Genomic DNA, 26,877 nt, shown 5'->3' with positions numbered 1-26,877 from the left:
AGGCTGCAGCAGCGCCGCCGAAGCAGGCCGCACGGCACAGCTCAGCCGATCGGGCAAAAAAAGTGGGCAAATGAACCGGCCCTACCATTCGGACGGTCTTCGGGTGAAAAGCGAACCCGCTATAATTCGGCCCATACATTTCTCAGATAGGTTCGTGCGCAGTTCTGCGCCCGGAATCCACCATGCTTTTTCCCACAGAATTTGACGTCATCGTCGTCGGTGGCGGGCACGCCGGCACGGAAGCCGCATTGGCATCGGCCCGTATGGGCGCGAAGACGCTGCTGCTGACCCACAACATCGAAACGCTTGGCCAGATGAGCTGCAATCCGTCGATCGGCGGCATTGGCAAGGGCCATCTGGTCAAGGAAGTCGATGCGCTCGGCGGTGCGATGGCCTCCGCGACGGACGAGAGCGGTATTCAGTTCCGGATCCTCAATTCGTCGAAGGGCCCGGCCGTGCGCGCGACGCGTGCGCAGGCCGACCGCATCCTGTACAAAGCTGCGATCCGCCATCGGCTCGAGAACCAGCCGAACCTGTGGCTGTTCCAGCAGGCTGTCGACGACCTGATGGTCGAAGGCGATCGCGTGGTCGGCGCCGTCACGCAGATCGGCATCCGCTTCCGCGCACGTGCGGTCGTGCTGACGGCTGGTACGTTCCTCGACGGCAAGATTCACGTCGGCCTGAACAACTACACGGGCGGTCGCGCGGGCGATCCGGCGGCCGTGTCGCTGTCGGCGCGCTTGAAGGAGTTGAAGCTGCCGCAGGGACGCCTCAAGACCGGTACGCCGCCGCGTATCGATGGCCGCTCGATCGACTTTTCGAAGCTGGACGAGCAGCCGGGCGACCTCGATCCGATCCCCGTATTCTCGTTCCTGGGCCGTGCGGAGCAGCATCCGCAGCAGCTGCCTTGCTGGGTTACGCACACGAACGAGCGCACGCACGACATCATTCGCGGCGGCCTCGACCGTTCGCCTATGTATACAGGCGTGATCGAAGGTGTCGGCCCGCGTTACTGCCCGTCAATCGAGGACAAGATCCACCGATTCGCATCGAAGGAATCGCACCAGATCTTCCTCGAGCCGGAAGGGCTGACGACCAACGAGTTCTATCCGAACGGAATTTCGACGAGTCTGCCGTTCGACGTGCAGCTCGAGCTTGTGCACTCGATGCGCGGCCTCGAGAACGCGCACATCCTGCGCCCCGGCTACGCGATCGAATACGACTACTTCGACCCGCGCGCGCTGAAGGCATCGCTCGAGACGAAGGCGATCAACGGGCTATTCTTTGCGGGCCAGATCAACGGCACGACCGGCTACGAAGAAGCGGCCGCACAAGGGCTGCTGGCCGGTCTGAATGCGGGCCGCTACGTGCAGGAGAAGGACGCTTGGTGCCCGCGTCGCGACCAGGCCTACCTTGGCGTGCTGGTCGACGACCTCGTCACACGTGGCGTGGCCGAGCCGTACCGGATGTTCACGAGCCGTGCCGAGTACCGTCTGAGCCTGCGTGAAGACAATGCGGACATGCGCCTGACCGAGATCGGCCGCGAATTGGGCCTCGTCGACGACGTGCGCTGGGACGCATTCAGCCGGAAGCGTGACGCTGTTTCACGTGAAACCGAACGACTGAAGTCGACGTGGGTCACGCCGAAGACGCTGCCGCCTGAAGAGGCGACCGCGTTGCTCGGCAAGGCGATCGATCACGAGTACAGCCTCGCCGAACTGCTGCGCCGCCCCGGTATCAGCTACGACGGTGTGTGCGGCCTGAAGGGCGGTGAATGCGCGCCTGCAGAGCCGCTGGCCGACGATCCGGTGCTGCTTGAGCAGATCAAGGAACAGGTCGAGATCGGCATCAAATATCAGGGCTATATCGAGCGGCAGGCCAGTGAGATCGAGCGCAACGATGCGAACGAGAACACACGCTTGCCGGACGGTATCGACTACCGCGAGGTGCGCGGCCTGTCGTTCGAGGTGAGCCAGAAGCTGAACGAGTTCCGCCCGGAAACGATCGGCCAGGCATCGCGAATCTCGGGCGTCACGCCGGCAGCGATCTCGCTGCTGATGGTGCACCTGAAACGCCGAGGCCTTGGCCGTCGTAACGGCACGGCCGCAGAGGCGACGGAACAGGGGGACGGCACCGTCCCGACGCAACAATGACGGCGCGTCGCGCGCCGGCGGTTAATCGGGACGTACTTGAACAGATGCTCGTCGACGGCACGGCCGAGCTCGGCATCACATTGACGGATGCACAACGGAACCAGCTGCTCGACTATGTCGCGCTGCTCGGCAAGTGGAACGCGGTCTACAACCTGACCGCGATCCGCGACCCGAAGCAGATGCTGATCCAGCATATTCTCGATTCGCTTTCCATCGTTCCGCATCTGCGCGACCATGCATCGGCGCGCGTGCTCGACGTGGGTTCGGGCGGCGGGTTGCCCGGTATCGTGCTGGCGATCGTCCAGCCGGACTGGCAGGTCACGCTGAACGATATCGTGCAGAAGAAGTCTGCATTCCAGACGCAGATGCGCGCCGAGCTGAAGCTCGCGAACCTGTCTGTCGTCACCGGGCGTGTCGAATCGCTGCAGCCGGGTATCGAAGTGCCGGAAAAATTCGACATGATCGTATCCCGCGCTTTCGCGGATCTATCCGACTTCGTTAAACTTGCTCGACATCTCGTCGCGCCCGGTGGATCGATCTGGGCAATGAAGGGTGTCCATCCGGACGACGAAATTGCACGGTTGCCGGAGGGCAGTCATGTAAAGCAGACGATGCGGCTGGCGGTACCGATGCTCGATGCCGAACGGCATCTGATCGAGGTCACCGTCGACGAGGCGAATTGAAGGCGCGCGGTAGCGCGCCGTTTGTTTGAAGGTAAAGGGAACACACCAACGATGGCAAAGATCTTCTGCGTTGCGAACCAGAAGGGGGGCGTCGGCAAGACGACGACATCGGTCAATCTCGCCGCAAGCCTTGCAGCGCAGGAGCAACGAGTCCTGCTGATCGATCTCGACCCGCAGGGCAACGCGACGATGGGTAGTGGGATCGACAAGGCCGCCTGCGAGTCGACCGTGTACGAAGTGCTGGTCGACGGCGTATCGGTGACGGAAGCGCGCGTGCGTCCGGAAGGCGTCACGTACGACGTGCTGCCGGCCAACCGTGAACTGTCCGGTGCCGAGATCGAGCTGATCAGCATCGATAACCGCGAGCGACGGTTGAAGGGCGCGCTCGAACGCGTGGCCGACGACTACGACTTCGTGTTGATCGATTGCCCGCCGACGCTGTCGCTGCTGACGCTGAACGGGCTGTGCGCGGCGCATGGCGTCGTGATCCCGATGCAGTGCGAATACTTCGCGCTGGAGGGGCTGTCGGATCTCGTCAATACGATCAAGCAGGTTCACGCGAACATGAACCGCGACCTGAAGATCATCGGCTTGCTGCGCGTGATGTTCGATCCGCGCATCACGCTGCAGCAGCAAGTCTCCGATCAATTGAAAGCGCACTTCGGCGACAAGGTGTTCGACGCGGTGATTCCGCGCAACGTGCGCTTGGCGGAAGCGCCAAGTTACGGGTTGCCGGGCGTCGTATTCGACCGTAACTCGCGCGGTGCGCAGGCATATCTCCAGTTTGGTGCCGAGATGATCGATCGCGTGCGCGCGTTCGAGGTGTCGTGATCCGGACATGAGCGAAGCGAGGAAGAAAGACATGAACGCGGTACCAAAGAAGAAGGGCTTGGGACGTGGCCTCGAAGCGCTGCTCGGCGGCAGTGCGGACATCACCGAAGCGGTGAAGATCGAAGGGGCGCCGAACACGCTCGCGCTCGGCAAGCTGCAGGCGGGCAAGTACCAACCGCGGACGCGGATGGACGAAGGCAGCTTGCAGGAGCTGGCGGCCAGCATTCGCGCGCAAGGCGTGATGCAGCCGATCCTGGTACGACCTATTTCATCTGACAAATACGAAATCATCGCCGGCGAGCGGCGTTTCCGCGCGGCACGCCTGGCCGGCCTCGACGAAGTACCGGTGCTCGTGAAGGACGTGTCCGATCAGGCCGCCGCCGCGATGGCGCTGATCGAGAACATCCAGCGCGAGGATCTGAATCCGCTGGAAGAGGCGCACGGTATCCAGCGCTTGCTCGACGAATTCGGTTTCACGCACGAGCAGGCGGCCGAATCGGTCGGCCGCTCGCGCAGCGCGGTATCGAACCTGCTGCGTCTGCTGAACCTCGCAGCGCCGGTGCAGACGATGCTGCTGGCCGGCGACCTCGACATGGGTCACGCGCGTGCGCTGCTTGCGGTCGATGCCGCGACGCAGATCACGCTCGCGCACCAGGTCGTCAACAAGCGCATGTCGGTGCGCGAGACCGAGAAGCTGGTCGCGCATACGACGAAGGAAGCGCCGGCGGTGAAGGCGCGCGCGAAGGATGACGGCGGCCGCGACACGCGTCGTCTCGAGGAGGAGTTGTCCGACCTGCTCGCGTCGACGGTGAAGATCAAGCTCGGCCGCCGCGGGCGAGGGCAGGTGATGATCGATTTCGGCAACCTCGACGCGCTCGAGGGCATTCTTGCGCGCTTGCGCGGCAACGTCGCGGCCGAAGAATAACGAGGCACGATCGATGGAAAACACGGGCGCACCGGCGCCGCGCCGGTGGCTTGGCTGGCTTTTGCAGGAACCCGTACTAACGGTGCTGGCGCTTGCGCTGGTTGTTCTGCAATGGTTGCGTCCGCAACCAATTGCCGCGCTGGTCGGTCTCGTCGACTGGCAGACCGTCGCGACGCTCGCGGGTCTGCTGATGCTGACCAAGGCGCTCGAGCTGTCCGGGTGCCTGATGTGGCTCGCGCATCGCATCGTGCATCACGTGCATTCCGAGCGCGGGCTTGCGATGCTGCTCGTCGTGTTCGCGGCGGCGCTCGCGATGTGGCTTACCAACGATGTCGCGCTGTTCGTCGTCGTGCCGCTGATGGTATCGCTACGCACGTTGACGCCGCTGCCGTTCCGGCGGCTCGTGATCGTGGTCGCGCTGGCCGTCAACGCGGGGTCCGTCGCGACCCCGCTCGGCAATCCCCAGAACCTTTTCCTGTGGCAATTGAGCGGCGTGTCGTTTGGCCGCTTCGTCGTCACGCTCGGGCCGCTCGCACTGGCGTTGATGGCGCTGCTGCTCGTGCTGACTGCGTGCGCGTTTCGCGCGAAGCCGCTCGATCTGTCGGGAGACGTCCAGGCCGTTCCCGTACAGCGCATGCATGCGTTGCTCGCGGCGGTGCTGTTCGGTGCGTTCGTGCTGCTCGCCGATGCGCACAATCCCGTGCCGGGTCTGATCGCCGTCGTGATCGCGCTGCTGGTGGCGAGACGTGACGCGGTCCTGAAGATCGACTGGCTGCTGCTGCTGATCTTCGTGCTGATGTTCGTCGTGCTGCGCAGCGCGGCTGCGCTGCCGGTCGTCCACGATGCGATCGCGCGAACCCATCTCGATTCGCCGCTGCGTGTGTTCGCAGCGGGCGCGGTGGTGTCACAGGGAATCAGCAACGTGCCGGCGGCGATCCTGCTGTCGGAATTCACGCGCGACTGGCGGGCGCTCGCGTTCGGCGTATCGGTCGGCGGCTTCGGTTTCGCGATCGGTTCGCTCGCGAACCTGATCGCGGTGCGTCTTGCGAAGGAGCCTCGTATGTGGCTGCCGTTTCACCTCGTGTCGATTCCGTTCGCGATCCTGAGCGCGGCGCTGGGTGCGTGGTTGCTCGTTCACGGCTGAGCGATGCGGATCAGTGCGGCTTATGCATGCCGCAAGCGTGGCGGGAAGGGCGCACAGCGTTCCCGGTCGTTGCGAAGACGGTCCTGTTGATAAGTGTTGTGCCACCACAGTCGAACTACTGTGGTGGCACAACAACTGATTGCAGGTATCGGCGTGCTCACGTTCAAGCACATTTCGCGCATCGCGCTCGACGTGGCGGCCACAGTGTTTCCTCTGTTACCCGTCGCCGCGTCGGGTCATTTCCCGTGATCGCGTCACAGCAGGATTTCTGCTGCGATCACGTCGCACCGGTGTCGCCTGCACCAGACTTCGTTGTCACCTCAATTCATCGCGACCGCGCTTTTTCGGGCAAGAAATGCCGGCGCAAAAAGCCGACCTTACAACTGTCATCGTACGTCATCGACGCGCACGCTTTTTCACATCATGAGGCGTCGTTTTACGCAGGTTTTTGTCGCGTCTAAAGCCTTGAATCACCTGCAACTATCGCTTACAATCGCCCGGATTTGTTAGCTAGGCACCCCTGAAAGCTTTCAGAAAGCTTGGGGCCGGGTTCAAGGATTTTGCGGAAGATTGCGATGGCGGGTCAGGCGCCGAACGACAGGCACGATGATCACCGAGCGCAACGCACCGCTTCAGCGGCCGGCGAGCGGCGCGAGTCCGATGGCGATGACTGGGATGCCGAGCTGCAAGATAACAACATCGTTCCGCTCACGCGGACGGAAGCCGAGAGGCTGTTCGGTCCGAACGTGAGCAAGCCGCCGCGCGTAACCCCCTACAAGGTGGTGATCGCGCAGGTGGTCTTGTCCCTGGTTGCAACGCTGGCGTGGTGGCTGTTTTCGAAGTCGCCGGGCGCCGCTGCGCAATCCGCGTTTCTGGGCGGGGCGATCGGCTGGGTGCCAAGCGCGTTGTTCGTGGCACGACTGAAGGCAGGTGGTTCGGCCACCGTGATGAGCTGGGTGATGGGCGAAGCCCTGAAGCTCGGCGTGACGATCGGGATGTTCGCCGCAGTGGCGTACGGCTATGCCGGCGTGCATTGGCCGGCGCTCCTCGTCACCTACCTCGTCGTGCTGAAGACGTACTGGATCGCGCTGGCCTGGCGGTAAGCAACAAGCAGCGTGCGGTTTCGACAATGAACCGCACCGGCCCGTTCCCGCAATAGCGTATTGCGGAACGGGGCAAAACGATTTTCGACAATTTGGGTGGCATTAACGATATGGCAGCTAGCGAAGGCACGCGCGGTCCGGATCCGTCCGAGTACATTGCGCACCACTTGCAGAATTTCTCCACCTCGCATCAGACGTCGATTTTCGACATCCACGTCTGGAACCTCGACACGCTGTTCTGGTCGATCGTGTGCGGTATCGTGACGATCCTCCTGCTGCGTCTGGCCGCCCGCAAGGCGACCTCGGGCGTGCCGGGCCGTTTCCAGTGTGCGATCGAGATGCTCGTCGAAATGGTCGAGGATCAATCGAAGGCCATCGTCCACGGCAACCGCACCTTCATCGCTCCGCTCGCCCTCACGGTGTTCGTGTGGGTCGCGCTGATGAACTCCCTCGACTTCCTCCCCGTCGACCTGCCGGGCCGCGTCATCGGCCTGCTCGGTCTGTCGGACGTGATTTCCCACCACCGCATCGTCCCGACGGCCGACCTGAACGGCACGCTCGGCATCGCGCTCGGCGTGTTCGTCCTGATGATCTACTACAGCATCAAGATCAAGGGCGCGGGCGGCTTTGTGCATGAGCTGCTGTCGGCCCCGTTCGGCGCGCACCCGCTGCTGTGGATCCCGAACCTCGCGTTGAACATCGTCGAATATCTCGCAAAGACCGTTTCCCTCGGCATGCGGCTGTTCGGCAACATGTACGCGGGTGAGCTGTTGTTCCTGTTGATCGCCCTGCTCGGCAGCATGTGGAGCTTCGGTGGCGACGCAACGTTCCTCGGCTTCGTTGGTCACGTGATCGCGGGTAGCGTCTGGGCAATCTTCCACATCCTGATTGTTCTGTTGCAGGCATTCATTTTCATGATGCTGACGCTGGTGTATCTCGGCCAGGCGCACGACAAGCACTAAGCGCGGCGTGCAAAAAAGAGTTTCCGTTTTAGTTTTTTAAATCTCAGTTCCAAGTCTTTTCACAAAGGAGTGATCATGCAAGCTTACATCGCCAACATCCAGGGTCTGACCGCCATCGGTATCGGCATCATCATCGGCCTGGGTGCAATCGGCGCCTGTATCGGTATCGCGCTGATGGGTGGCAAGTACATCGAAGCCTGCGCACGTCAGCCGGAACTCATCAACCCGCTGCAAACGAAGATGTTCCTGCTGGCCGGCCTGATCGACGCTGCATTCCTGATCGGCGTTGGTGTCGCAATGCTGTTCGCGTTCGCGAACCCGCTCCTGTCGAAGCTCGCAGGCTAAGGTTCCTCGGAAATATGCGCCCGGCGTGAGCCGGCGCAGGGCGGAACGGAGACTTGGGGCGCTGATCGAATGCAACTCGATGAGCGCCTTACCGTTTCATTTTTCCGGAATAGCAGATAAGGAAACACCGTGAATCTCAACGCAACTCTGTTTGCGCAAATGGTCGTGTTCCTGGTCCTCGCGTGGTTCACGATGAAATTCGTGTGGCCGCCGTTGATCAACGCCCTCGACGAACGTTCGAAGAAGATCGCCGACGGCCTCGCCGCCGCGGAGAAGGGCAAGGCGGAACTCGACGCAGCGCACAAGCGCGTGGACCAGGAACTCGCGCAGGCCCGCAACGACGGCCAGCAGCGCATCGCCGACGCTGAAAAGCGTGCACAGGCGGTCGCCGAGGAAATCAAGGCCAACGCCCAGGCTGAAGCCGCCCGCATCGTCGCCCAGGCGAAAGCGGAAGCAGAACAGCAAATCGTGAAGGCGCGCGAAGCGCTGCGTGGCGAAGTCGCCGCGCTGGCCGTGAAGGGCGCCGAGCAGATCCTGAAGCGCGAAGTCGATCAAACGGCCCACGCCCAACTGCTGAATCAACTGAAAGCCGAGCTCTGATCATGGCCGAACTTGCAACCATCGCCCGCCCTTACGCAGAAGCGCTGTTCCGCGTGGCCGAGGGAGGTGACATCGCCGCCTGGTCCACGCTCGTGCAAGAGCTGGCCCAGGTTGCGCGTCTGCCGGAAGTGCTGTCGGTCGCGTCGAGCCCGAAGGTGACGCGCACGCAAGTGGCCGAGCTGCTGCTTGCTGCGGTGAAGTCGCCGGTCGCGGCTGGCGCCGAAGCGAAGAACTTCGTGCAGATGCTGGTCGACAATCATCGCATCGCGCTGCTGCCGGAAATCGCCGAGCAGTTCGAGGCGCTCAAGAACGAACGCGAAGGTGCAGCCGACGCCGAGATCGTGAGCGCGTTCCCGCTGAACGGCGCGGATCTCGAAAGCCTCGTCTCTGGCCTCGAACGCAAGTTCAAGCGCAAGCTGAAGCCGACGGTCGAAGTCGATTCGTCGCTGATCGGCGGCGTGCGCGTGACGGTCGGCGACGAAGTGCTCGACACCTCGGTTCGCGCGCGCCTCGCATCGATGCAGGCTGCCTTGACCGCCTGAGCGCCACGCCGGCACGCAACAGAATTGACTATCAGGAGCGAATAATGCAACTCAATCCCTCTGAGATCAGCGAGCTGATCAAGAGCCGGATCCAGGGCCTTGAAGCGAGCGCAGACGTTCGCAACCAGGGCACCGTGATCTCCGTGACCGACGGTATCGTGCGCATCCACGGCCTGTCGGACGTGATGCAGGGCGAAATGCTCGAGTTTCCGGGCAACACGTTCGGCCTCGCGCTGAACCTCGAGCGCGACTCGGTCGGCGCGGTGATTCTCGGCGAATACGAACACATCTCGGAAGGCGACGTCGTCAAGACGACGGGCCGCATTCTGGAAGTCCCGGTTGGTCCGGAACTCGTCGGCCGCGTGGTCGACGCGCTCGGCAACCCGATCGACGGCAAGGGCCCGGTCAACGCGAAGCTGACCGACGCGATCGAAAAGATCGCCCCGGGCGTGATCTGGCGTAAGTCGGTGTCGCAGCCGGTGCAGACGGGCATCAAGTCGATCGACGCGATGGTGCCGATCGGCCGTGGCCAGCGTGAGCTGATCATCGGCGACCGTCAGTGCGGCAAGACCGCGGTGGCGCTCGACGCGATCATCAACCAGAAGGGCAAGGACCTGATCTGTATCTACGTCGCGATCGGCCAGAAGGCTTCGTCGATCATGAACGTGGTTCGCAAGCTCGAAGAAACGGGCGCGATGGAATACACGATCGTCGTCGCCGCCACGGCTTCGGATTCGGCAGCGATGCAGTACCTCGCACCGTACGCCGGCTGCACGATGGGCGAATACTTCCGCGACCGCGGCCAGGACGCGCTGATCATTTACGACGACTTGACCAAGCAAGCTTGGGCATACCGTCAGATCTCGCTGCTGCTGCGCCGCCCGCCGGGCCGTGAAGCATATCCGGGCGACGTGTTCTATCTGCACTCGCGTCTGCTCGAGCGTGCTGCTCGCGTGTCGGAAGAGTACGTCGAGAAGTTCACGAACGGCGAAGTGAAGGGCAAGAGCGGCTCGCTGACGGCACTGCCGGTCATCGAAACGCAGGCTGGCGACGTGACCGCGTTCGTTCCGACGAACGTGATCTCGATTACCGACGGCCAGATCTTCCTGGAAACCGACCTGTTCAACGCAGGCATCCGCCCGGCAATCAACGCCGGCGTGTCGGTGTCGCGAGTCGGTGGCGCCGCTCAGACGAAGGTCGTGAAGAAGCTGTCGGGCGGTATCCGTACCGACCTCGCGCAGTACCGTGAACTGGCCGCATTCGCGCAGTTCGCATCGGACCTCGACGAAGCGACCCGCAAGCAGCTCGAGCGCGGCCGCCGCGTGACGGAACTGCTGAAGCAGCCGCAGTACCAGCCGCTGCAGGTTTGGGAACTGGCCGTGTCGCTGTACGCCGCGAACAACGGCTACCTCGACGACCTCGACGTGAAGCAAGTGCTGCCGTTCGAGAAGGGCCTGCGCGACAACCTGAAGACCAGCCACGCTGACCTCATCAAGCGCATCGAAGACACCAAGGATCTCTCGAAGGACGACGAAGGCGCGCTGCGCGCGGCGATCGAATCCTTCAAGAAGTCGGGTGCCTATTGATCCGCGAGTGACACACTGAGGCCGCGCGGGTGCTGATGCGCCCGCGCAGCTTCGGTCAAGGAGCAAGCTATGGCTGGAATGAAGGAAATTCGCGGCAAGATCAAGAGCGTGCAGAACACGCGCAAGATCACGAAGGCGATGGAGATGGTGGCCGCATCGAAGATGCGCCGCGCGCAGGAACGCATGCGCGCCGCTCGTCCTTACGCGGACAAGGTCCGTGCCATCGCCGCGCACATGAGCCGCGCGAACCCGGAGTACCGCCACCCGTTCATGGTGGCAAACGACGGCGCGAACACGGCCGGCATCATCCTCGTCACGACGGACAAGGGTCTGTGCGGCGGGCTGAACACCAACGTGCTGCGTGCGACGGTGCAGAAGTTCAAGGAGCTGGAAGAGAAGGGCCAGAAGGTCGAAGCCACGGCGATCGGCAGCAAGGGCCTCGGTTTCCTGAACCGCTTCGGCGCGAAGGTGATGTCGCAGGTCGTGCACCTCGGCGACACCCCGCATCTGGACAAGCTGATCGGCGCAGTGAAGACGCAGCTCGACCTGTATTCGGAAGGCAAGCTGTCGGCGGTTTATATCGCTTACACGCGCTTCGTCAACACGATGAAGCAGGAAGCCGTGATCGAGCAGCTGCTGCCGCTGTCGTCGGAACACTTCGAAGCCGATGACGGTACGCCGGCGACGTCGTGGGATTACATCTACGAGCCGGACGCGCAGGCAGTCGTCGACGAACTGCTCGTGCGTTACGTCGAGGCGCTGGTGTACCAGGCCGTCGCTGAAAACATGGCGTCCGAGCAATCGGCGCGGATGGTCGCGATGAAGGCCGCGTCCGACAACGCGAAGACGGTGATCAGCGAACTGCAGCTCGTATACAACAAGAGCCGCCAGGCCGCGATTACGAAAGAACTGTCGGAGATCGTCGGCGGCGCAGCTGCTGTTTAAGCGCGCGCCACGGACGACAACTGCGCCTTTGCGCGAGTAAAGAATCAGGTATTTAAAGGAAAAGCGATGAGTACTGCTGCTTTGGTAGAAGGCAAGATCGTACAGTGCATCGGCGCCGTTATCGACGTGGAATTCCCGCGCGACAGCATGCCGAAGATCTACGACGCGCTCATTCTCGATGGCTCGGAACTGACGCTCGAAGTCCAGCAGCAGCTGGGCGACGGCGTTGTCCGTACCATCTGTCTGGGTGCATCCGACGGCCTGCGCCGCGGTCTGACCGTGAAGAACACGGCAAATCCGATTTCGGTGCCGGTCGGCAAGCCGACCCTCGGTCGTATCATGGACGTGCTCGGCCGTCCGATCGACGAAGCCGGCCCGATCGTGAGCGAACATACGCGTTCGATCCACCAGAAGGCTCCGGCGTTCGACGAACTGTCGCCGTCGACCGAACTGCTCGAAACGGGTATCAAGGTTATCGACCTGATCTGCCCGTTCGCAAAGGGCGGCAAGGTTGGCCTGTTCGGCGGTGCTGGCGTGGGCAAGACCGTCAACATGATGGAGCTCATCAACAACATCGCGAAGGAACACGGCGGTTACTCCGTGTTCGCGGGCGTGGGCGAGCGTACCCGTGAAGGGAACGACTTCTACCACGAAATGAAGGACTCGAACGTTCTCGACAAGGTCGCGCTGGTGTACGGCCAGATGAACGAGCCGCCGGGCAACCGTCTGCGCGTTGCGCTGACCGGCCTGACGATGGCCGAGCACTTCCGTGACGAAGGCCTCGACGTGCTGTTCTTCGTCGACAACATCTACCGTTTCACGCTGGCCGGTACCGAAGTGTCGGCACTGCTCGGCCGTATGCCGTCGGCAGTGGGCTATCAGCCGACGCTGGCTGAAGAAATGGGCAAGCTGCAGGAACGCATCACGTCGACCAAGAAGGGCTCGATTACGTCGGTTCAGGCCGTGTACGTCCCTGCGGACGACTTGACCGACCCGTCGCCGGCAACCACCTTCGGCCACCTGGACGCAACCGTCGTTCTGTCGCGTGACATCGCTTCGCTGGGTATCTACCCGGCGGTCGACCCGCTCGACTCGACGTCGCGCCAGATCGACCCGAACGTGATCGGTGAAGAGCACTACTCGATCACCCGTCGCGTTCAGCAGACGCTGCAGCGCTACAAGGAACTGCGCGACATCATCGCGATTCTGGGCATGGACGAACTGTCGCCGGAAGACAAGCTGTCGGTCGCGCGCGCTCGTAAGATCCAGCGTTTCCTGTCGCAGCCGTTCCACGTCGCTGAAGTGTTCACGGGCTCGCCGGGCAAGTACGTGCCGCTGAAGGAAACGATCCGTGGCTTCAAGATGATCGTCGACGGCGAGTGCGACCACCTGCCGGAACAGGCGTTCTACATGGTCGGCACGATCGACGAAGCCTTCGAAAAGGCCAAGAAGATCCAGTAAAGGTCGGGTGTAACGCAGCGGGCGCCCGTGCGTTCGTGAAGGATGTCTCGATGGCATCTTTTCACGGACGGGCGCCCACGTAATACGCTCAACCAGGAGTCGATATGGCAACCATCAAAGTAGACGTCGTCAGCGCGGAAGAGCAGATCTTCTCGGGCGAGGCGAAATTCGTCGCGCTGCCGGGCGAAACGGGTGAGCTGGGTATTCTGCCGGGTCACACGCCGCTGATCACGCGGATTCGTCCGGGTGCGGTGCGCATCGAAGTCGAGGGCGGCAACGACGAATTCGTGTTCGTCGCAGGCGGCATTCTCGAAGTGCAGCCGGGCGCCGTGACGGTGCTCGCCGATACCGCGATCCGCGGCAAGGACCTCGACGCGGCGAAAGCCGAGGAAGCGCGCAAGCGTGCCGAGGAAACGCTGCAGAACGCGAAGTCGGACCTCGACCTCGCAAAGGCGCAATCGGAGCTCGCGACCGCGATGGCGCAGCTCGAAGCGATCCAGCGTCTGGCGAAGATTCGCAGCCGGCACTGAGCCGCGCGCGCGTATCCCGCGAAAGAAAGCAGCCTTCGGGCTGCTTTTTTTTTCGTCCGTCGTTTTCGTCGGTTTTTTGCGGGCCGGATCGTATCGTCCGGTCGTGCTATTTCATCCGCCCGCCGCGATTTGATGTCAGAGTGTCGTCAGCAGAACGCGGCATCATCCGCGCAGAGGCAGTCCGCCGCGATCGTGGCGGAGCAGGCGCGCGCGTCAGCCGCGTGTTGAGCCGATCAGACAAAAACGGACGGAGACATCGATGGCAGCAGACCTTGGCAAGGGGGCGCTGATCGCGCCCGAAAACGGACTGTCGTACGTGCGCGGCGCGACCGACGTGCCGCTATCCGAAGCGACGATCAGCCGGTTCCTGCTCGACACGGCGGGCCGCTTCCCCGATCGCCCGGCCGTCGTGTTCCGCGAACAGCAGGTGCGCTGGACCTGGCGCGCGTTCGCGCACGAGGTCGACGTGCTCGCGGCGGGCCTCGCCGCGCTCGGGATCGTGAAGGGCGACTGCGTCGGCATCTGGTCGCCGAACCGCAGCGAATGGCTGCTCACGCAATTCGCGACCGCGCGCATCGGCGCAGTCCTCGTCAACATCAACCCGGCCTACCGACTTGCGGAACTCGAATACGCGCTGAACAAGGTCGGCTGCAAGGCCGTGATCGCGGCCGAGCGCTTCAAGACGTCGGCGTACGTCGAGATGCTGCAGACGATCGCGCCGGAGCTCGCGAGCGCGACGCCGGGCGACCTGCATGCGGCACGCGTGCCGAGCCTGCGCACGGTCGTGTCGATGGGCGAGGTCGCGCCGGCCGGCATGTTCCGCTTCGCGGACGTGATGGCGCGCGGCCGCGACACGCTCGATGTCGCGCGACTCGACGCGATCGGCGCGACGCTCGCGGCCACCGATCCGATCAACATCCAGTTCACGAGCGGCACGACCGGCAGCCCGAAGGGCGCGACGCTCACGCACCGCAATGTCGTCAACAACGCGCGCTCGATCGCGATGGCGATGCGCTTCACCGAGCAGGATTCGCTCTGCATCCCGGTGCCGCTGTATCACTGCTTCGGGATGGTGCTGGCCGTGCTCGCGTGCGTGTCGAAGGGCGCGGCGATGGTGTTCCCCGGCGAGGCGTTCGATCCGGTCGCGACGCTCGCGGCCGTCGCCGAGGAGCGCTGTACCGCGCTGCACGGCGTGCCGACGATGTTCATCGCGGAGCTCGATCATCCGGACTTCGCGAAGTTCGACCTGTCGACGCTGCGCACCGGGATCATGGCCGGCTCGCCGTGCCCGATCGAGACGATGAAGCGCGTCGTGTCGCAGATGCATTTGTCCGAGATCACGATCGCGTACGGAATGACGGAGACGAGCCCCGTGTCGTTCCAGAGCTCGACCGACGACCCGCTCGAGAAGCGCACGACGACGGTCGGCCGCATCCAGCCGCACCTGGAGGTGAAGATCGTCGACCCAACCGGCGAGATCGTGCCGGTCGGCGCGACGGGCGAGCTGTGCACGAAGGGTTACTCGGTGATGCTCGGCTACTGGGACGACGACGCGAAGACGCGCGAGGTGCTGGTCGACGGCTGGATGCATACGGGTGACCTCGCGACGCTCGACGCCGACGGCTACTGCAACATCGTCGGCCGGCTGAAGGACATGGTCATTCGCGGCGGCGAGAACGTGTATCCGCGCGAGATCGAGGAATTCTTGTTCAGGCATCCGAAGATTCAGAGCGCGCAAGTGTTCGGCGTGCCCGACGCGAAATACGGCGAGGAGCTGTGCGCGTGGATCGTGCTGCGCGCGAACGAGCAGATGACCGAGGATGACGTGCGCGCGTTCTGTAGCGGCCAGATCGCGCACTACAAGATTCCGCGCTACATCCGCTTCGTCGACGAGCTGCCGATGACGGTGACGGGCAAGGTGCAGAAATTCGTGATGCGCGAACGGATGATCGACGAGCTGAAGCTCGACGTGCAGAAGACCGCTTGATACGAGCAAGCGGCCCGGCGGCGGGACGAACGCGGCGGCCTGCGGGCCGTTGCGTTTTCGATGGACGAAAAAAAGCGGGCTTATAAGCCCGCTAAAAACCACACGCTACGGGGTTAGCGCGAGGAGACCAAAGATGAAACCGAGTCCGGCGGGAGCCGGAAACGACTCCAACAGGGATGCCCCTCGGAAGGGCTTCGGTACGTGACCGACTGGCTCGCAGCGCTTCGCGTCCGCTCACACTTGGCACACGAGACCGCATCCGTGTTGAAACCGTTGAGCCCATTGTGGGCGAATTAATGATCCCTCACGGTAACAAAGTGTTTCAGGTTGTAACGCCCGCCAGATAAGGCTTTCCGGGATTTTTTTCTGTTTTCGGGGTCCTGAAGAAGGTCATATTTACTCGTCATTTCCGCAGAGTTTTCATCGGGTGCGCATAATGCGTTTTTCATGCGTATCGGCGTCGATGAAATGCCGATTTACACGCCGGAATGTGCATCGCGCGGCAGATACCGCACATGACGATTCATTCGTCGGAAAGATTTTGAAACGTGATTGAGGCACGCGATAGTCGGCCATTCGGCCGGTTTTCGCGATTTCACGCCGGCCACGCGCCACGCCGATGTGTAACGGCGTGGCCGGCGGCGGCAACGGGTCCACGTCGTTATCGGACGCCCGTTCCGCAAGCGATCGTGCTCACTTCAGCCACTTGTCGGAGATCGCCTGGTATTCGCCGGACGATAGCGCCAGATGCAGCCACTGGTCGACGTACTGCTGGAAGACGACGTCGCCGCGCGGCACCATGTATGCCTTTTCGCCGAACTGGAACGGCTTGTCCGGATGCACGGAGCACAGGCCCGGATTCAGCTTTTGCTGCAGCAGCGTCTCGGACGCATCCGTCACCATGACGTCCGCCTTGCCCGCGAGGATCTGCTTGAAGATCGTCACGTTGTCCGGATAGACGCTCAGGTTCGCATGCGTGAAGAACTGCTTCGCGAAGCGCTCGTTGGTGCCGCCCGGGTTCACGATCACGCGGGTCTCGGGCCGGTCGATCTGCGCGACGGTCTGGTACTTGTCGGCGTCCGCGCAGCGCACGATCGGCGTCTTGCCATCGACCACGTACGGCTGCGTGAAGAACACGCGCTTCTGGCGCTCGAGTGTCGTCGACACGCCGCCCACCGCGACATCGCACTTCGCGACGAAGTCGTTGGTGAGGTTCGACCAGCTCGTCTTCACGAACTCGGCCTTCACGCCGAGCGATTTCGCGAGCGACTCGGCCATGTCGATGTCGATGCCCTCGAAGCGGCCGTCCGCGCGGTAGTACGAATACGGCTTGTAGTCGCCCGTCGTGCACACGCGCAGCGTGCCGCGTGCGACCACGTCGTCGAGCCGCGAGCCGACGGCCGCAGTGGTCGGGGCCGCCGTCGTGGTCGTACCCTGCGCGTGCGCGGCGGCGCAGCAAAGCATGGCAGCGGCGAGCGTAGCCAGCGTGGCGAATGTCTTCATCGGTCTCCTCCTTCGGTCGGTTCGATATCAGCGTCCGATCATAACGGAGCCATCGCGCGCGTCATATGGCCGCCATCGCATCGGCATACGCAGCCGTGCGGCCGCGCTCCGGTAAAATGCCGCTTTGCCTTCGCTCGTCGCTCCTACCGTGGCCCATACCCTGCTCAACGACACCTTCCTGCGTGCGCTTCTGCGCGAGCCGACCGACTACACGCCGATCTGGCTGATGCGTCAGGCCGGCCGCTATCTGCCCGAATACAACGCGACGCGCGCGCGCGCCGGCAGCTTCCTCGGCCTCGCGAAGAATCCCGACTACGCGACCGAAGTGACGCTGCAGCCGCTCGAGCGCTTCCCGCTCGACGCCGCGATCCTGTTCTCGGACATCCTGACGATTCCCGACGCGATGGGCCTCGGCCTCGACTTTCAGGTCGGCGAAGGGCCGAAGTTCGCGCATCCGGTGCGCACCGAGGCCGACGTCGCGAAGCTCGCGGTGCCGGACATCGAGGAGACGCTCGGTTACGTGACGGGCGCCGTGCGCGAGATCCGCCGCGCGCTGACCGACGGCCAGGGCCGCCAGCGCGTGCCGCTGATCGGCTTCTCGGGCAGCCCGTGGACGCTCGCGTGCTACATGGTCGAAGGCGGCGGGTCGGACGATTTCCGCACGGTGAAGTCGATGGCGTATTCGCGCCCCGACCTGATGCACCGGATCCTCGACGTGAACGCGCAGGCCGTGGCCGCGTACCTGAACGCGCAGATCGAAGCCGGCGCGCAGGCCGTGATGATCTTCGATACGTGGGGCGGCGCACTCGCGGACGGCGCATATCAGCGCTTCTCGCTGGACTACATCCGTCGCGTGGTCGCGCAGCTGAAGCGCGAGCACGACGGCGAGCGCGTGCCGGTGATCACGTTCACGAAGGGCGGCGGCCTGTGGCTCGAGGAAATCGCGGCGACCGGCGTCGACGCCGTCGGCCTCGACTGGACGGTCAATCTCGGCGCCGCGCGCGAACGCGTCGCCGGGCGCGTCGCGCTGCAGGGCAACCTCGACCCGACGATCCTGTTTGCGCCGCCGGCCGTGGTGCGCGAGCAGGCGCGTGCGGTGCTCGACAGCTACGGCAATCACCCCGGTCACGTATTCAACCTCGGCCACGGCATTTCGCAGTTCACGTCGCCCGACCACGTCGCCGAGCTCGTCGACGAAGTGCACACCCACAGCCGCAAGATCCGTAGCGGATCGGTCGGCTAAGCGCAAGCGCTGTCATGCTGCACTGCGGGGTGGCGGCGTTTCGCTGTCGGCGCTAAACAGGGCGCAACCCCGCACCGGTTGCCGATTCAAGGCTTGTCAAGACTTGACTTATGCACATTTTCCACGTTGCAGCGCGGTAGAGCCCTGTATCGGTCGAAATGTCTCGCTATGGTTCCGTAATTTGAATAGCAGCCTTATGGAATAAGGCTCCGCGGGGCGCGGCCGACGGCGGCCGAAAACAGCGGGAAGCACGGCCCCGCGCGCTTCGCGGCTGTTGAACGGCGAGTTCTCAACAAAGTTATCCACAGGCTGGTCAGGGTATACGGCGATTCCTAATGCGAATCCAAAACTTAGCGCCGAATCTGAAGTTTTACTTTAAGTTCGCCACCGTGGCGCGGACCCGGGTGCAATTCGCCGGTGCGCCCCGTGCTGTCGCCGGGGCGCGGTGATGGGCGGCACCTACCTCAGGGTCGCCCTCGACCATCCGCTCGCCACCCTGTTCGACTACCGCTGCGACGTCCAGCCGGCGCCTGAGCCCGGCACCCTGGTGCAGGTGCCGTTCGGCAAGCGGCAGGTTGTCGGCCTCGTCTGCGAAGTGACGACTCACACCGACGTGCCGCCGTCCCGGTTGCGGGCGATCGACGCGATCTGTACCGAGCTGCCGCCGCTCGCGCCGGATTGGCTCGCGCTCGTGTCGTTCGCGGCCGACTATTACCAGCGCGGTCGCGGCGAAGTCGCGCTGCCGGCGTTGCCGCAGGCGCTGCGCGACGCGGAGCGCTGGGGCCGGCTGCTGGCGCCCGAGGTGCGCTACCGGCTGACCGAAGCCGGCCGCGCGGCGCTGCCCGACGCACTGCCGGCGCGCGGGGCCGCGCTGCGGCGGCTCGCGCAGGCGCTCGCCGACGCCGATTCGATGACGTTGCCCGATGCGCGTGCGTTGCATCCGAAGGCCGCCGCCACGCTCGACGACTGGGCGGCGCGCGGCTGGGTCGCCATCGAGGAAATCGGCTGGGCCGACGCGCCTGTGCCCAAAGCTGTGGATAACCTGTCGACAACCAGTGGACGAACTGTGCCGCCGGCGCTCACCGACCAGCAGGCGGAGGCGCTCGACGCGATCCGCGCCGCGCAGGGCTTCGCGCCGTTCCTGCTGCATGGCGTGACGGGAAGCGGCAAGACCGAGGTCTATCTGCATGCGCTCGCCGCGCTGCTCGATGTGCGGCCCGACGCGCAGGCGCTCGTGCTCGTGCCCGAAATCAACCTGACGCCGCAGTTCGAGGCCGCGTTCCGCGCACGCTTCGCGGGCACGCTCGCCGACGACGCGATCGTCACGCTGCACAGCGGGCTCGCCGAGGGCGAGCGTGCGCGCAACTGGCTCGCCGCGCACACGGGCCGCGCGCGGATCGTGCTCGGCACGCGGCTCGCGGTGCTTGCTTCGCTGCCGACGCTCGCACTGATCGTCGTCGACGAGGAGCACGAGCCCGCGTACAAGCAGCAGGAAGGGCTGCGCTATTCGGCGCGCGATCTTGCCGTGTGGCGCGCGAAGCATCTCGGCATTCCGGTCGTGCTCGGCTCGGCGACGCCTTCGCTCGAGAGCTGGTGGCAGGCCGATCAGGGCCGCTACACGCGGCTCACGCTGTCGCGCCGCGCGGTAGCCGACGCGACGCTGCCGACCGTGCGGCTGATCGATCTCGAAGAGGAGCGGCGGCGCGGGCGCGCGTCGATGGGCGGGCTGTCGGGGCCGCTCGTCGCGGCGTTGAAGGCGCGGCTCGAGCGCGGCGAGCAGAGCCTCGTGTTCCTGAACCGGCGCGGCTACGCGCCGCAGCTCGCGTGCGACGCGTGCGGCTGGGTCGCCGGTTGCCCGCGCTGCAGCGCCTACGTCGTGCTGCACAAGCCCGAGCATGCGCTGCGCTGCCATCACTGCGGCTGGGAAGCGCGCATTCCGCGGTCGTGCCCGGAATGCGGGAACGTCGATATCGCGCCGCTCGGGCGCGGCACGCAGCGCATCGAGGAGGCGCTCGCCGAGGCCGTGCCGGGCGCACGGATATTGCGGATCGACGCGGACAGCACGCGACGCAAGGGCAGTGCGCAGGCGCTGTTCTCGGACGTGCACGCCGGTGAAGTCGACATCCTGGTCGGCACGCAGATGATCGCGAAGGGGCACGACTTCCAGCGCGTGTCGCTCGTCGGCGTGCTCAATGCCGACACCGCGCTGTTCTCGCACGACTTCCGCGCGAGCGAGCGGCTGTTCGCGCAGCTGATGCAGGTGAGCGGCCGCGCGGGGCGCGCCGGACTGCCGGGCGAGGTGCTCGTGCAGACGCGTTACCCGCGTCACGCGTTGTATCACGCGCTCGGCCGGCAGGATTACGTCGGCTTCGCGAATTCGACGCTCGGCGAGCGCCGTGACGCCCACCTGCCGCCGTTCGTCTACCAGGCGCTGCTGCGCGCCGAAGGACGCACGCTCGATGCGGCGCTCGCGTTCCTGCTGCAGGCCGCGGCCGCGTTGCCGGGGCTGCCGGGCGCCGATCGCGTGACCGTCTACGACGCGGTGCCGATGACGATCGTCAAGGTCGCGAACGTCCACCGCGCGCAGTTGTTGCTCGAAAGCGCGTCGCGGGCGGCATTGCAGCATGCGCTGCGCGCATGGCAGCCGGAACTGCGTGCGCTGAAGGGCGTGCTGCGGTGGAGCGTCGAGGTCGATCCGCTGGATATCTGAGCGCTGCGCGCGCGGCCGCCGCACCGCTCGCCGATACCGAGCCGGCCGGAACCGGCGACCTGCGCGAGCCGCCTGCCGGCCAGTCCCACACCCGCCTGAATTCCCTGCCACCTCGCACAGTGCAACCCGCTTTTCCCCTCGGTGGTGCACGCCAAGGGTTGCCCACGCGCGCCAACTCGCCCCGATCAGGGAAAACACCGATCCGCCGACCACGGGCAACCCCTAGGTTGCAACTTCATAAGTGGCTGATTATATTGAGTAACTTGAAGGTGCAACCGATCCATTAATTCGGTTGCACCTTTTTATTGCGTGCCGTAGGATTTCGCGCATCCTCTCACACCACATCGCCGGGCTCGCACCGGCGCACGAACCCACCATGGCAAGCACGACTCTCGGCGTCAAAGTCGACGACCTTCTCCGCTCGCGCCTGAAAGACGCGGCAGCGCGTCTCGAGCGCACTCCCCACTGGCTGATCAAGCAGGCGATCTTCGCGTATCTCGAGCGGATCGAGCACGGCCAGCTGCCGCCTGAACTGTCGGGCAACAGCGGCGTGACGGAGCTCGCCGACGGCCAGGCGACGGACGGCGACGACGACAACTCGCCGCATCCGTTCCTCGAGTTCGCGCAGAACGTGCAGCCGCAATCGGTGCTGCGCGCGGCGATCACGGCCGCGTATCGCCGCCCCGAGCCGGAATGCGTGCCGTTCCTGCTGGGCCAGGCGCGCCTGCCCGCGAACCTGCAGGCCGACGTGCAGACGCTCGCGACGCAGCTCGTCGAGGCGCTGCGCGAGAAGAGCTCGGGCGGCGGCGTCGAGGGGCTGATCCACGAGTTCTCGCTGTCGAGCCAGGAAGGCGTTGCGCTGATGTGTCTGGCCGAAGCGCTGCTGCGCATTCCCGATCGCGCGACGCGCGATGCGCTGATCCGCGACAAGATCAGCAAGGGCGACTGGCGCTCGCACGTCGGCCACGCGCCGTCGCTGTTCGTGAACGCGGCGACCTGGGGCCTGATGATCACCGGCAAGCTCGTGACGACCAATAGCGAAGCGGGCCTGTCGTCGGCGCTCACGCGCCTGATCGGCCGCGGCGGCGAGCCGCTGATCCGCAAGGGCGTCGACATGGCGATGCGTCTGATGGGCGAGCAGTTCGTCACCGGCGAGACGATTTCCGAAGCGCTCGCGAACAGCCGCAAGTACGAAGCGCGCGGCTTCCGCTACTCGTACGACATGCTCGGCGAAGCGGCGACGACCGAAGAGGACGCGCAGCGCTACTACGCGTCGTACGAGCAGGCGATCCACGCGATCGGCAAGGCCGCCGGCGGCCGCGGCATCTACGAAGGCCCGGGCATCTCGATCAAGCTGTCGGCGCTGCACGCGCGCTACTCGCGCTCGCAGCAGGACCGCACGATGAGCGAGCTGCTGCCGCGCGTGCGTGCGCTCGCGCTGCTCGCGCGCCGCTACGACATCGGCCTGAACATCGACGCGGAAGAAGCGGATCGCCTCGAAATCTCGCTCGACTTGCTCGAAGCGCTCTGCTTCGATCCGGAACTGGCCGGCTGGAACGGCATCGGCTTCGTCGTGCAGGGCTACCAGAAGCGTTGCCCGTTCGTGATCGACTACCTGATCGACCTCGCGCGCCGCAGCCGTCACCGCCTGATGATCCGCCTCGTCAAGGGCGCGTACTGGGATACCGAAATCAAGCGTGCGCAGGTCGACGGCCTCGAAGGCTATCCGGTCTACACGCGCAAGATCTATACGGACGTGTCGTACCTCGCGTGCGCGAAGAAGCTGCTCGCGGCGCCCGACGCCGTCTACCCGCAATTCGCGACGCACAACGCGTACACGCTGGCCGCGATCTATCACCTGGCCGGCCAGAACTACTACCCCGGCCAGTACGAATTCCAGTGCCTGCACGGGATGGGTGAGCCGCTGTACGAGGAAGTCACGGGCCGCGACAAGCTGAACCGTCCGTGCCGCGTGTATGCACCGGTCGGCACGCATGAAACGCTGCTCGCGTACCTCGTGCGCCGCCTGCTGGAGAACGGCGCGAACACGTCCTTCGTGAACCGCATCGCCGACAAGACGGTGTCGGTGAAGGAACTGGTCGCCGATCCGGTCGACGAGGCATCGAAGGTCGTGCCGCTCGGCGCGCCGCACGCGAAGATCCCGCTGCCGCGTAACCTCTACGGCGACGAGCGTCCCAACTCGATGGGCCTCGACCTGTCGAACGAACATCGTCTCGCGTCGCTGTCGTCCGCGCTGCTCGCGAGCGCGCACCATCCGTGGCGCGCGGCGCCGATGCTCGCCGACGACGCGCTCGCCGACGCCCCGGCGCGCGACGTGCGCAACCCGGCCGACCAGCGCGACCTGGTCGGCACCGTCAGCGAAGCGACGGCGGAACACGTGAGCGCGGCGCTCGCGCACGCGGTGGCCGCCGCGCCGATCTGGCAGGCGACGCCGGTCGATGCACGCGCCGACTGCCTGGTGCGCGCGGCCGACCTGCTCGAAGCGCAGATGCACACGCTGATGGGCCTGATCGTGCGCGAAGCCGGCAAGTCGCTGCCGAACGCGATCGCCGAAATTCGCGAAGCCGTCGACTTCCTGCGCTACTACGCGGCGCAGATCCGCGACGAATTCTCGAACGACACGCACCGCCCGCTCGGCCCCGTGGTCTGTATCAGCCCGTGGAACTTCCCGCTCGCGATCTTCATGGGCCAGGTGGCGGCCGCGCTCGCGGCAGGCAACACGGTGCTCGCGAAGCCGGCCGAACAGACGCCGCTGATTGCCGCCCAGGCCGTGCGCCTGCTGCGCGAGGCCGGCGTGCCAGCCGGCGCGGTGCAGCTGCTGCCGGGCACCGGCGAGACCGTCGGCGCGGCGCTGGTCGCCGATCCGCGCACGCGCGCGGTGATGTTTACCGGCTCGACCGAAGTCGCGCGCCTGATCAACAAGACGCTCGCCGCGCGCCTCGACCCGGACGGCAAGCCGATTCCGCTGATCGCGGAAACGGGCGGCCAGAACGCGATGATCGTCGACTCGTCGGCGCTCGCGGAGCAGGTCGTCGCGGACGTGATGCAGTCGTCGTTCGACTCGGCCGGTCAACGGTGTTCGGCGCTGCGCGTTCTGTGTCTGCAGGACGACGTCGCGGACCGCACGTTGACGATGCTCAAGGGCGCGATGCACGAGCTGGCGCTCGGCAACCCGGACCGGCTGTCGACCGACGTCGGCCCGGTGATCGACGCCGAAGCGAAGCAGACGATCGACACGCACGTCGCGGCGATGCAGGAGAAGGGCCACGCGGTCACGCAGCTGTCGTCGCCGGAAGCTTGCGCGCACGGCACGTTCGTGCCGCCGACGCTGATCGAGATCGGCAGCATCGACGAGCTGAAGCGTGAAGTGTTCGGCCCGGTGCTGCACGTCGTGCGCTATCGCCGCAGCCAGCTCGACAAGCTGCTCGAGCAGATCCGCGCGACGGGTTACGGCCTGACGCTCGGCATCCACACGCGGATCGACGAGACGATCGCGCACGTGATCTCGAACGCGCACGTCGGCAACATCTACGTGAACCGCAACGTGATCGGCGCGGTGGTCGGCGTGCAGCCGTTCGGCGGCGAAGGGCTGTCGGGCACGGGCCCGAAGGCCGGCGGCGCGCTGTATCTGCAGCGCCTGCTCGCGACGCGTCCGTCGGGCCTGCCGCGCTCGCTCGCGCAGATGCTGATCGCGGACGGCGCGGTCGAAGGCGACGCACGCGGCAACCCGGCGGCGGCGCTCACGACGCTGCGCGACTGGCTGATCGAGCTGCGCGAGCCGGCGCTGGCCGCACGCTGCGACGGCTATCTGGCGCAGGTGCCGGCCGGTGCGACCGCGGTGCTGACCGGGCCGACGGGCGAGCGAAACACGTATACACTCGGCCCGCGCGGCACGGTGCTGTGTGTCGCGGCCACGCCGGGCGGCGCGCGCGCGCAGTTCGCGGCGGTGCTGGCGACGGGCAACCGCGCGCTGTTCGCCGGCGCGGCGGGCGAGGCGCTGGTCGCCGCGCTGCCGGCGGCGCTGAAGGGGCATGCGGCCGTGCGCAAGCAGGCCGATGCGCCGTTCGACGCGGTGCTGTTCGAAGGCGACAGCGACGAACTGCAGACGCTCGTGAAGGACGTCGCGCAGCGACCGGGCCCGATCGTGTCGGTGCAGGGCGTGTCGGCGGGCGCGTTCGAGAACGGCGACGCGGAAGACTACGCGCTCGAGCGCCTGCTCACCGAGCGCTCGGTGAGCGTGAACACGGCCGCGGCGGGCGGCAATGCGAATTTGATGACGATCGGCTGACCATCCTTGCCGTTCGGATCAAACAAAGGAAGCGGCAAGGCGATCCCGAAGCCGCTCCATTTACCCTGGTACCAAGGAGATGCTATGCAACACACGATGAAAAAGCTGGCAGGCGCGACGTTCGTCGCCGTCATGTCGCTTGCGGGGACGGCCCATGCGGACGACGTGAAGATCGGTTACGCAGGGCCGATGACGGGCGCCCAGGCGCACTACGGCAAGGATATGCAGAACGGGATCGCGCTCGCGCTGGAAGACTTCAACGCGACGAACCCGAAGATCGGCGGCAAGGCGGTGAAGTTCGTGCTCGAGACGCAGGACGACCAGGCTGACCCGCGCACCGGCACGACGGTTGCGCAGAAGCTCGTCGACGACGGCATCAAGGGCATGCTCGGCCACTTCAACTCGGGCACGACGATTCCCGCTTCGCGTATCTACGCAAACGCCGGCATTCCGGAAATCGCGATGGCGACGGCGCCGGAATACACGCAGCAGGGTTACAAGACGACCTTCCGCATGATGACGTCCGACACGCAGCAGGGCTCGGTGGCGGGCACCTTCGCGGCGAAGGATCTCGGCATGAAGAAGATCGCGATCGTCGACGACCGCACGGCCTACGGCCAGGGTCTCGCCGACCAGTTCGAGAAGGCCGCGAAGGCCGGCGGCGCGACGATCGTCGACCGTGAATTCACGAACGACAAGGCGGTCGACTTCAAGGCGATCCTGACGAAGCTGAAGGCGGCGAAGCCGGACCTCGTCTACTACGGCGGCGCGGATTCGCAGGCAGCGCCGATGGTCAAGCAGATGAAGACGCTCGGCATCACCGCACCGCTGATGAGCGGCGAAATGGTGAAGACGCCGACGTTCCTGAAGATCGCGGGCAACGCGGCCGACGGCACGATCGCATCGCTGGCAGGCCTCCCGCTCGAGGAAATGCCGGGCGGCAAGGGCTACGCCGACAAGTACAAGAAGCGCTTCGGCGAAGACGTGCAGACGTACTCGCCGTACGCGTACGACGGCGCGATGGCGATGCTCAACGCGATGAAGAAGGCCGACTCGACCGATCCGGCGAAGTACCTGCCGGTGCTCGCGAAGACCGACATGGCCGGCGTCACGTCGTCGCACGTCGCGTACGACGCGAAGGGTGACCTGAAGAACGGCGGCATCACGATGTACAAGGTCGAGAAGGGCGAGTGGAAGCCGCTGAAGAGCATCGGCGGCAAGTAAGCATGGCGTGAGTCGCCGGCGGCGTCGAAGGGCGCCGTGCCGGGCATCATGTGAAGAAGCCACCGGGCCGTCGGGTCCGGTGGCTTTTTCT

21 protein-coding genes are annotated in these 26,877 nt (G+C 65.0%); 20 read left to right on the top strand and 1 reads right to left on the bottom strand.

Annotated features, from left to right (window positions below):
- Positions 1-182: 182 nt before the first annotated feature.
- The 16 genes from mnmG to DIE08_RS17845 all read left to right on the top strand — a co-directional run bounded on the left by mnmG (position 183) and on the right by DIE08_RS17845 (position 15,797).
- On the top strand, positions 183-2,153 hold the full coding sequence (gene mnmG, locus DIE08_RS17920) for a tRNA uridine-5-carboxymethylaminomethyl(34) synthesis enzyme MnmG (RefSeq protein ID WP_124902801.1): 1,971 nt from the start codon (positions 183-185) through the stop codon (positions 2,151-2,153).
- Positions 2,150-2,836 carry a 16S rRNA (guanine(527)-N(7))-methyltransferase RsmG gene (gene rsmG / locus DIE08_RS17915; protein WP_124902799.1) on the top strand — a complete coding sequence of 229 codons (687 nt, stop codon included), beginning with the start codon at positions 2,150-2,152 and terminating at the stop codon, positions 2,834-2,836. Before mnmG ends, rsmG begins: the two co-directional genes overlap by 4 nt.
- A gap of 51 nt (positions 2,837-2,887) precedes the next feature.
- On the top strand, positions 2,888-3,667 hold the full coding sequence (locus DIE08_RS17910; RefSeq protein ID WP_124902797.1) for a ParA family protein: 780 nt from the start codon (positions 2,888-2,890) through the stop codon (positions 3,665-3,667).
- A 31-nt stretch (positions 3,668-3,698) separates the two neighbouring features.
- Entirely contained in the window at positions 3,699-4,592 is an 894-nt protein-coding gene (locus DIE08_RS17905) for a ParB/RepB/Spo0J family partition protein (RefSeq protein WP_059682910.1), read from the top strand.
- A gap of 13 nt (positions 4,593-4,605) precedes the next feature.
- A complete protein-coding gene (locus DIE08_RS17900) occupies positions 4,606-5,736 on the top strand; it encodes an SLC13 family permease (protein WP_124902795.1) in 1,131 nt (376 codons plus the stop codon).
- Between the two features lie 123 nt (positions 5,737-5,859).
- Complete coding sequence (locus DIE08_RS36245; RefSeq protein WP_260436541.1) at positions 5,860-5,985, top strand: hypothetical protein; 126 nt, start codon at positions 5,860-5,862, stop codon at positions 5,983-5,985.
- Between the two features lie 326 nt (positions 5,986-6,311).
- Positions 6,312-6,839 (top strand): ATP synthase subunit I, encoded by a 528-nt coding sequence (locus DIE08_RS17890; protein WP_059682672.1) that lies wholly within the window; start codon positions 6,312-6,314, stop codon positions 6,837-6,839.
- A 110-nt stretch (positions 6,840-6,949) separates the two neighbouring features.
- Positions 6,950-7,801, top strand: a complete 852-nt coding sequence (atpB, locus tag DIE08_RS17885) for a F0F1 ATP synthase subunit A (protein WP_039351439.1) — start codon at positions 6,950-6,952, stop codon at positions 7,799-7,801.
- A 75-nt stretch (positions 7,802-7,876) separates the two neighbouring features.
- Positions 7,877-8,146, top strand: a complete 270-nt coding sequence (gene atpE / locus DIE08_RS17880; RefSeq protein ID WP_006482730.1) for a F0F1 ATP synthase subunit C — start codon at positions 7,877-7,879, stop codon at positions 8,144-8,146.
- 129 nt (positions 8,147-8,275) lie between these two features.
- Complete coding sequence (locus DIE08_RS17875; RefSeq protein ID WP_006477283.1) at positions 8,276-8,746, top strand: F0F1 ATP synthase subunit B; 471 nt, start codon at positions 8,276-8,278, stop codon at positions 8,744-8,746.
- Between the two features lie 2 nt (positions 8,747-8,748).
- Positions 8,749-9,288: a F0F1 ATP synthase subunit delta gene (locus DIE08_RS17870; RefSeq protein WP_014895498.1), complete on the top strand. Its 540-nt coding sequence runs from the start codon at positions 8,749-8,751 to the stop codon at positions 9,286-9,288.
- 44 nt (positions 9,289-9,332) lie between these two features.
- Positions 9,333-10,874 carry a F0F1 ATP synthase subunit alpha gene (atpA, locus tag DIE08_RS17865; RefSeq protein WP_059602075.1) on the top strand — a complete coding sequence of 514 codons (1,542 nt, stop codon included), beginning with the start codon at positions 9,333-9,335 and terminating at the stop codon, positions 10,872-10,874.
- A 69-nt stretch (positions 10,875-10,943) separates the two neighbouring features.
- A complete protein-coding gene (atpG, locus tag DIE08_RS17860) occupies positions 10,944-11,819 on the top strand; it encodes a F0F1 ATP synthase subunit gamma (protein ID WP_059602072.1) in 876 nt (291 codons plus the stop codon).
- A 66-nt stretch (positions 11,820-11,885) separates the two neighbouring features.
- Positions 11,886-13,280, top strand: coding sequence for a F0F1 ATP synthase subunit beta (atpD, locus tag DIE08_RS17855; RefSeq protein ID WP_034183838.1), 1,395 nt, complete (start codon positions 11,886-11,888; stop codon positions 13,278-13,280).
- Positions 13,281-13,384: 104 nt separating this feature from the next.
- Positions 13,385-13,810 (top strand): F0F1 ATP synthase subunit epsilon, encoded by a 426-nt coding sequence (locus tag DIE08_RS17850; RefSeq protein WP_006477288.1) that lies wholly within the window; start codon positions 13,385-13,387, stop codon positions 13,808-13,810.
- 259 nt (positions 13,811-14,069) lie between these two features.
- Entirely contained in the window at positions 14,070-15,797 is a 1,728-nt protein-coding gene (locus DIE08_RS17845; RefSeq protein ID WP_124902791.1) for an AMP-binding protein, read from the top strand.
- A gap of 693 nt (positions 15,798-16,490) precedes the next feature.
- Here DIE08_RS17845 and DIE08_RS17835 read toward each other — a convergent pair.
- Positions 16,491-17,300 carry a transporter substrate-binding domain-containing protein gene (locus DIE08_RS17835; protein ID WP_124627911.1) on the bottom strand — a complete coding sequence of 270 codons (810 nt, stop codon included), beginning with the start codon at positions 17,298-17,300 and terminating at the stop codon, positions 16,491-16,493.
- Between the two features lie 148 nt (positions 17,301-17,448).
- Between DIE08_RS17835 and hemE the strand changes: the two genes are divergently transcribed.
- The 4 genes from hemE (at position 17,449) to DIE08_RS17815 (ending at position 26,786) form a co-directional block, all read left to right on the top strand.
- Entirely contained in the window at positions 17,449-18,543 is a 1,095-nt protein-coding gene (hemE, locus tag DIE08_RS17830) for a uroporphyrinogen decarboxylase (protein ID WP_124627913.1), read from the top strand.
- Between the two features lie 448 nt (positions 18,544-18,991).
- Positions 18,992-21,253: a primosomal protein N' gene (locus DIE08_RS17825; RefSeq protein ID WP_124902789.1), complete on the top strand. Its 2,262-nt coding sequence runs from the start codon at positions 18,992-18,994 to the stop codon at positions 21,251-21,253.
- A gap of 376 nt (positions 21,254-21,629) precedes the next feature.
- The gene (gene putA / locus DIE08_RS17820) at positions 21,630-25,562 is read left to right on the top strand and encodes a trifunctional transcriptional regulator/proline dehydrogenase/L-glutamate gamma-semialdehyde dehydrogenase (RefSeq protein ID WP_124902787.1); all 3,933 of its coding nucleotides are present in this window, start codon (positions 21,630-21,632) and stop codon (positions 25,560-25,562) included.
- A gap of 84 nt (positions 25,563-25,646) precedes the next feature.
- The gene (locus tag DIE08_RS17815) at positions 25,647-26,786 is read left to right on the top strand and encodes a branched-chain amino acid ABC transporter substrate-binding protein (RefSeq protein WP_124902785.1); all 1,140 of its coding nucleotides are present in this window, start codon (positions 25,647-25,649) and stop codon (positions 26,784-26,786) included.
- Positions 26,787-26,877 lie beyond the last annotated feature (91 nt).

Source organism: Burkholderia sp. Bp9004 (assembly GCF_003858025.1).
Taxonomy (GTDB): domain Bacteria; phylum Pseudomonadota; class Gammaproteobacteria; order Burkholderiales; family Burkholderiaceae; genus Burkholderia; species Burkholderia diffusa.
This window is presented reverse-complemented; position numbering and strand designations above follow the sequence as displayed.

Bases quoted from the DNA above. Each gene is read 5' to 3' on its own strand.
- DIE08_RS17905 (WP_059682910.1), top strand. From the start codon at position 3,699: ATGAACGCGGTACCAAAGAAGAAGGGCTTGGGACGTGGCCTCGAAGCG.
- rsmG (WP_124902799.1), top strand. From the start codon at position 2,150: ATGACGGCGCGTCGCGCGCCGGCGGTTAATCGGGACGTACTTGAACAG.
- DIE08_RS17850 (WP_006477288.1), top strand. From the start codon at position 13,385: ATGGCAACCATCAAAGTAGACGTCGTCAGCGCGGAAGAGCAGATCTTC.
- DIE08_RS17815 (WP_124902785.1), top strand. From the start codon at position 25,647: ATGCAACACACGATGAAAAAGCTGGCAGGCGCGACGTTCGTCGCCGTC.
- DIE08_RS17870 (WP_014895498.1), top strand. From the start codon at position 8,749: ATGGCCGAACTTGCAACCATCGCCCGCCCTTACGCAGAAGCGCTGTTC.
- DIE08_RS17835 (WP_124627911.1), bottom strand. From the start codon at position 17,300: ATGAAGACATTCGCCACGCTGGCTACGCTCGCCGCTGCCATGCTTTGC.
- DIE08_RS17845 (WP_124902791.1), top strand. From the start codon at position 14,070: ATGGCAGCAGACCTTGGCAAGGGGGCGCTGATCGCGCCCGAAAACGGA.
- atpB (WP_039351439.1), top strand. From the start codon at position 6,950: ATGGCAGCTAGCGAAGGCACGCGCGGTCCGGATCCGTCCGAGTACATT.
- atpG (WP_059602072.1), top strand. From the start codon at position 10,944: ATGGCTGGAATGAAGGAAATTCGCGGCAAGATCAAGAGCGTGCAGAAC.
- atpD (WP_034183838.1), top strand. From the start codon at position 11,886: ATGAGTACTGCTGCTTTGGTAGAAGGCAAGATCGTACAGTGCATCGGC.
- DIE08_RS17910 (WP_124902797.1), top strand. From the start codon at position 2,888: ATGGCAAAGATCTTCTGCGTTGCGAACCAGAAGGGGGGCGTCGGCAAG.
- atpA (WP_059602075.1), top strand. From the start codon at position 9,333: ATGCAACTCAATCCCTCTGAGATCAGCGAGCTGATCAAGAGCCGGATC.
- putA (WP_124902787.1), top strand. From the start codon at position 21,630: ATGGCAAGCACGACTCTCGGCGTCAAAGTCGACGACCTTCTCCGCTCG.
- atpE (WP_006482730.1), top strand. From the start codon at position 7,877: ATGCAAGCTTACATCGCCAACATCCAGGGTCTGACCGCCATCGGTATC.
- DIE08_RS17890 (WP_059682672.1), top strand. From the start codon at position 6,312: ATGGCGGGTCAGGCGCCGAACGACAGGCACGATGATCACCGAGCGCAA.
- DIE08_RS17825 (WP_124902789.1), top strand. From the start codon at position 18,992: ATGGGCGGCACCTACCTCAGGGTCGCCCTCGACCATCCGCTCGCCACC.
- DIE08_RS17900 (WP_124902795.1), top strand. From the start codon at position 4,606: ATGGAAAACACGGGCGCACCGGCGCCGCGCCGGTGGCTTGGCTGGCTT.
- mnmG (WP_124902801.1), top strand. From the start codon at position 183: ATGCTTTTTCCCACAGAATTTGACGTCATCGTCGTCGGTGGCGGGCAC.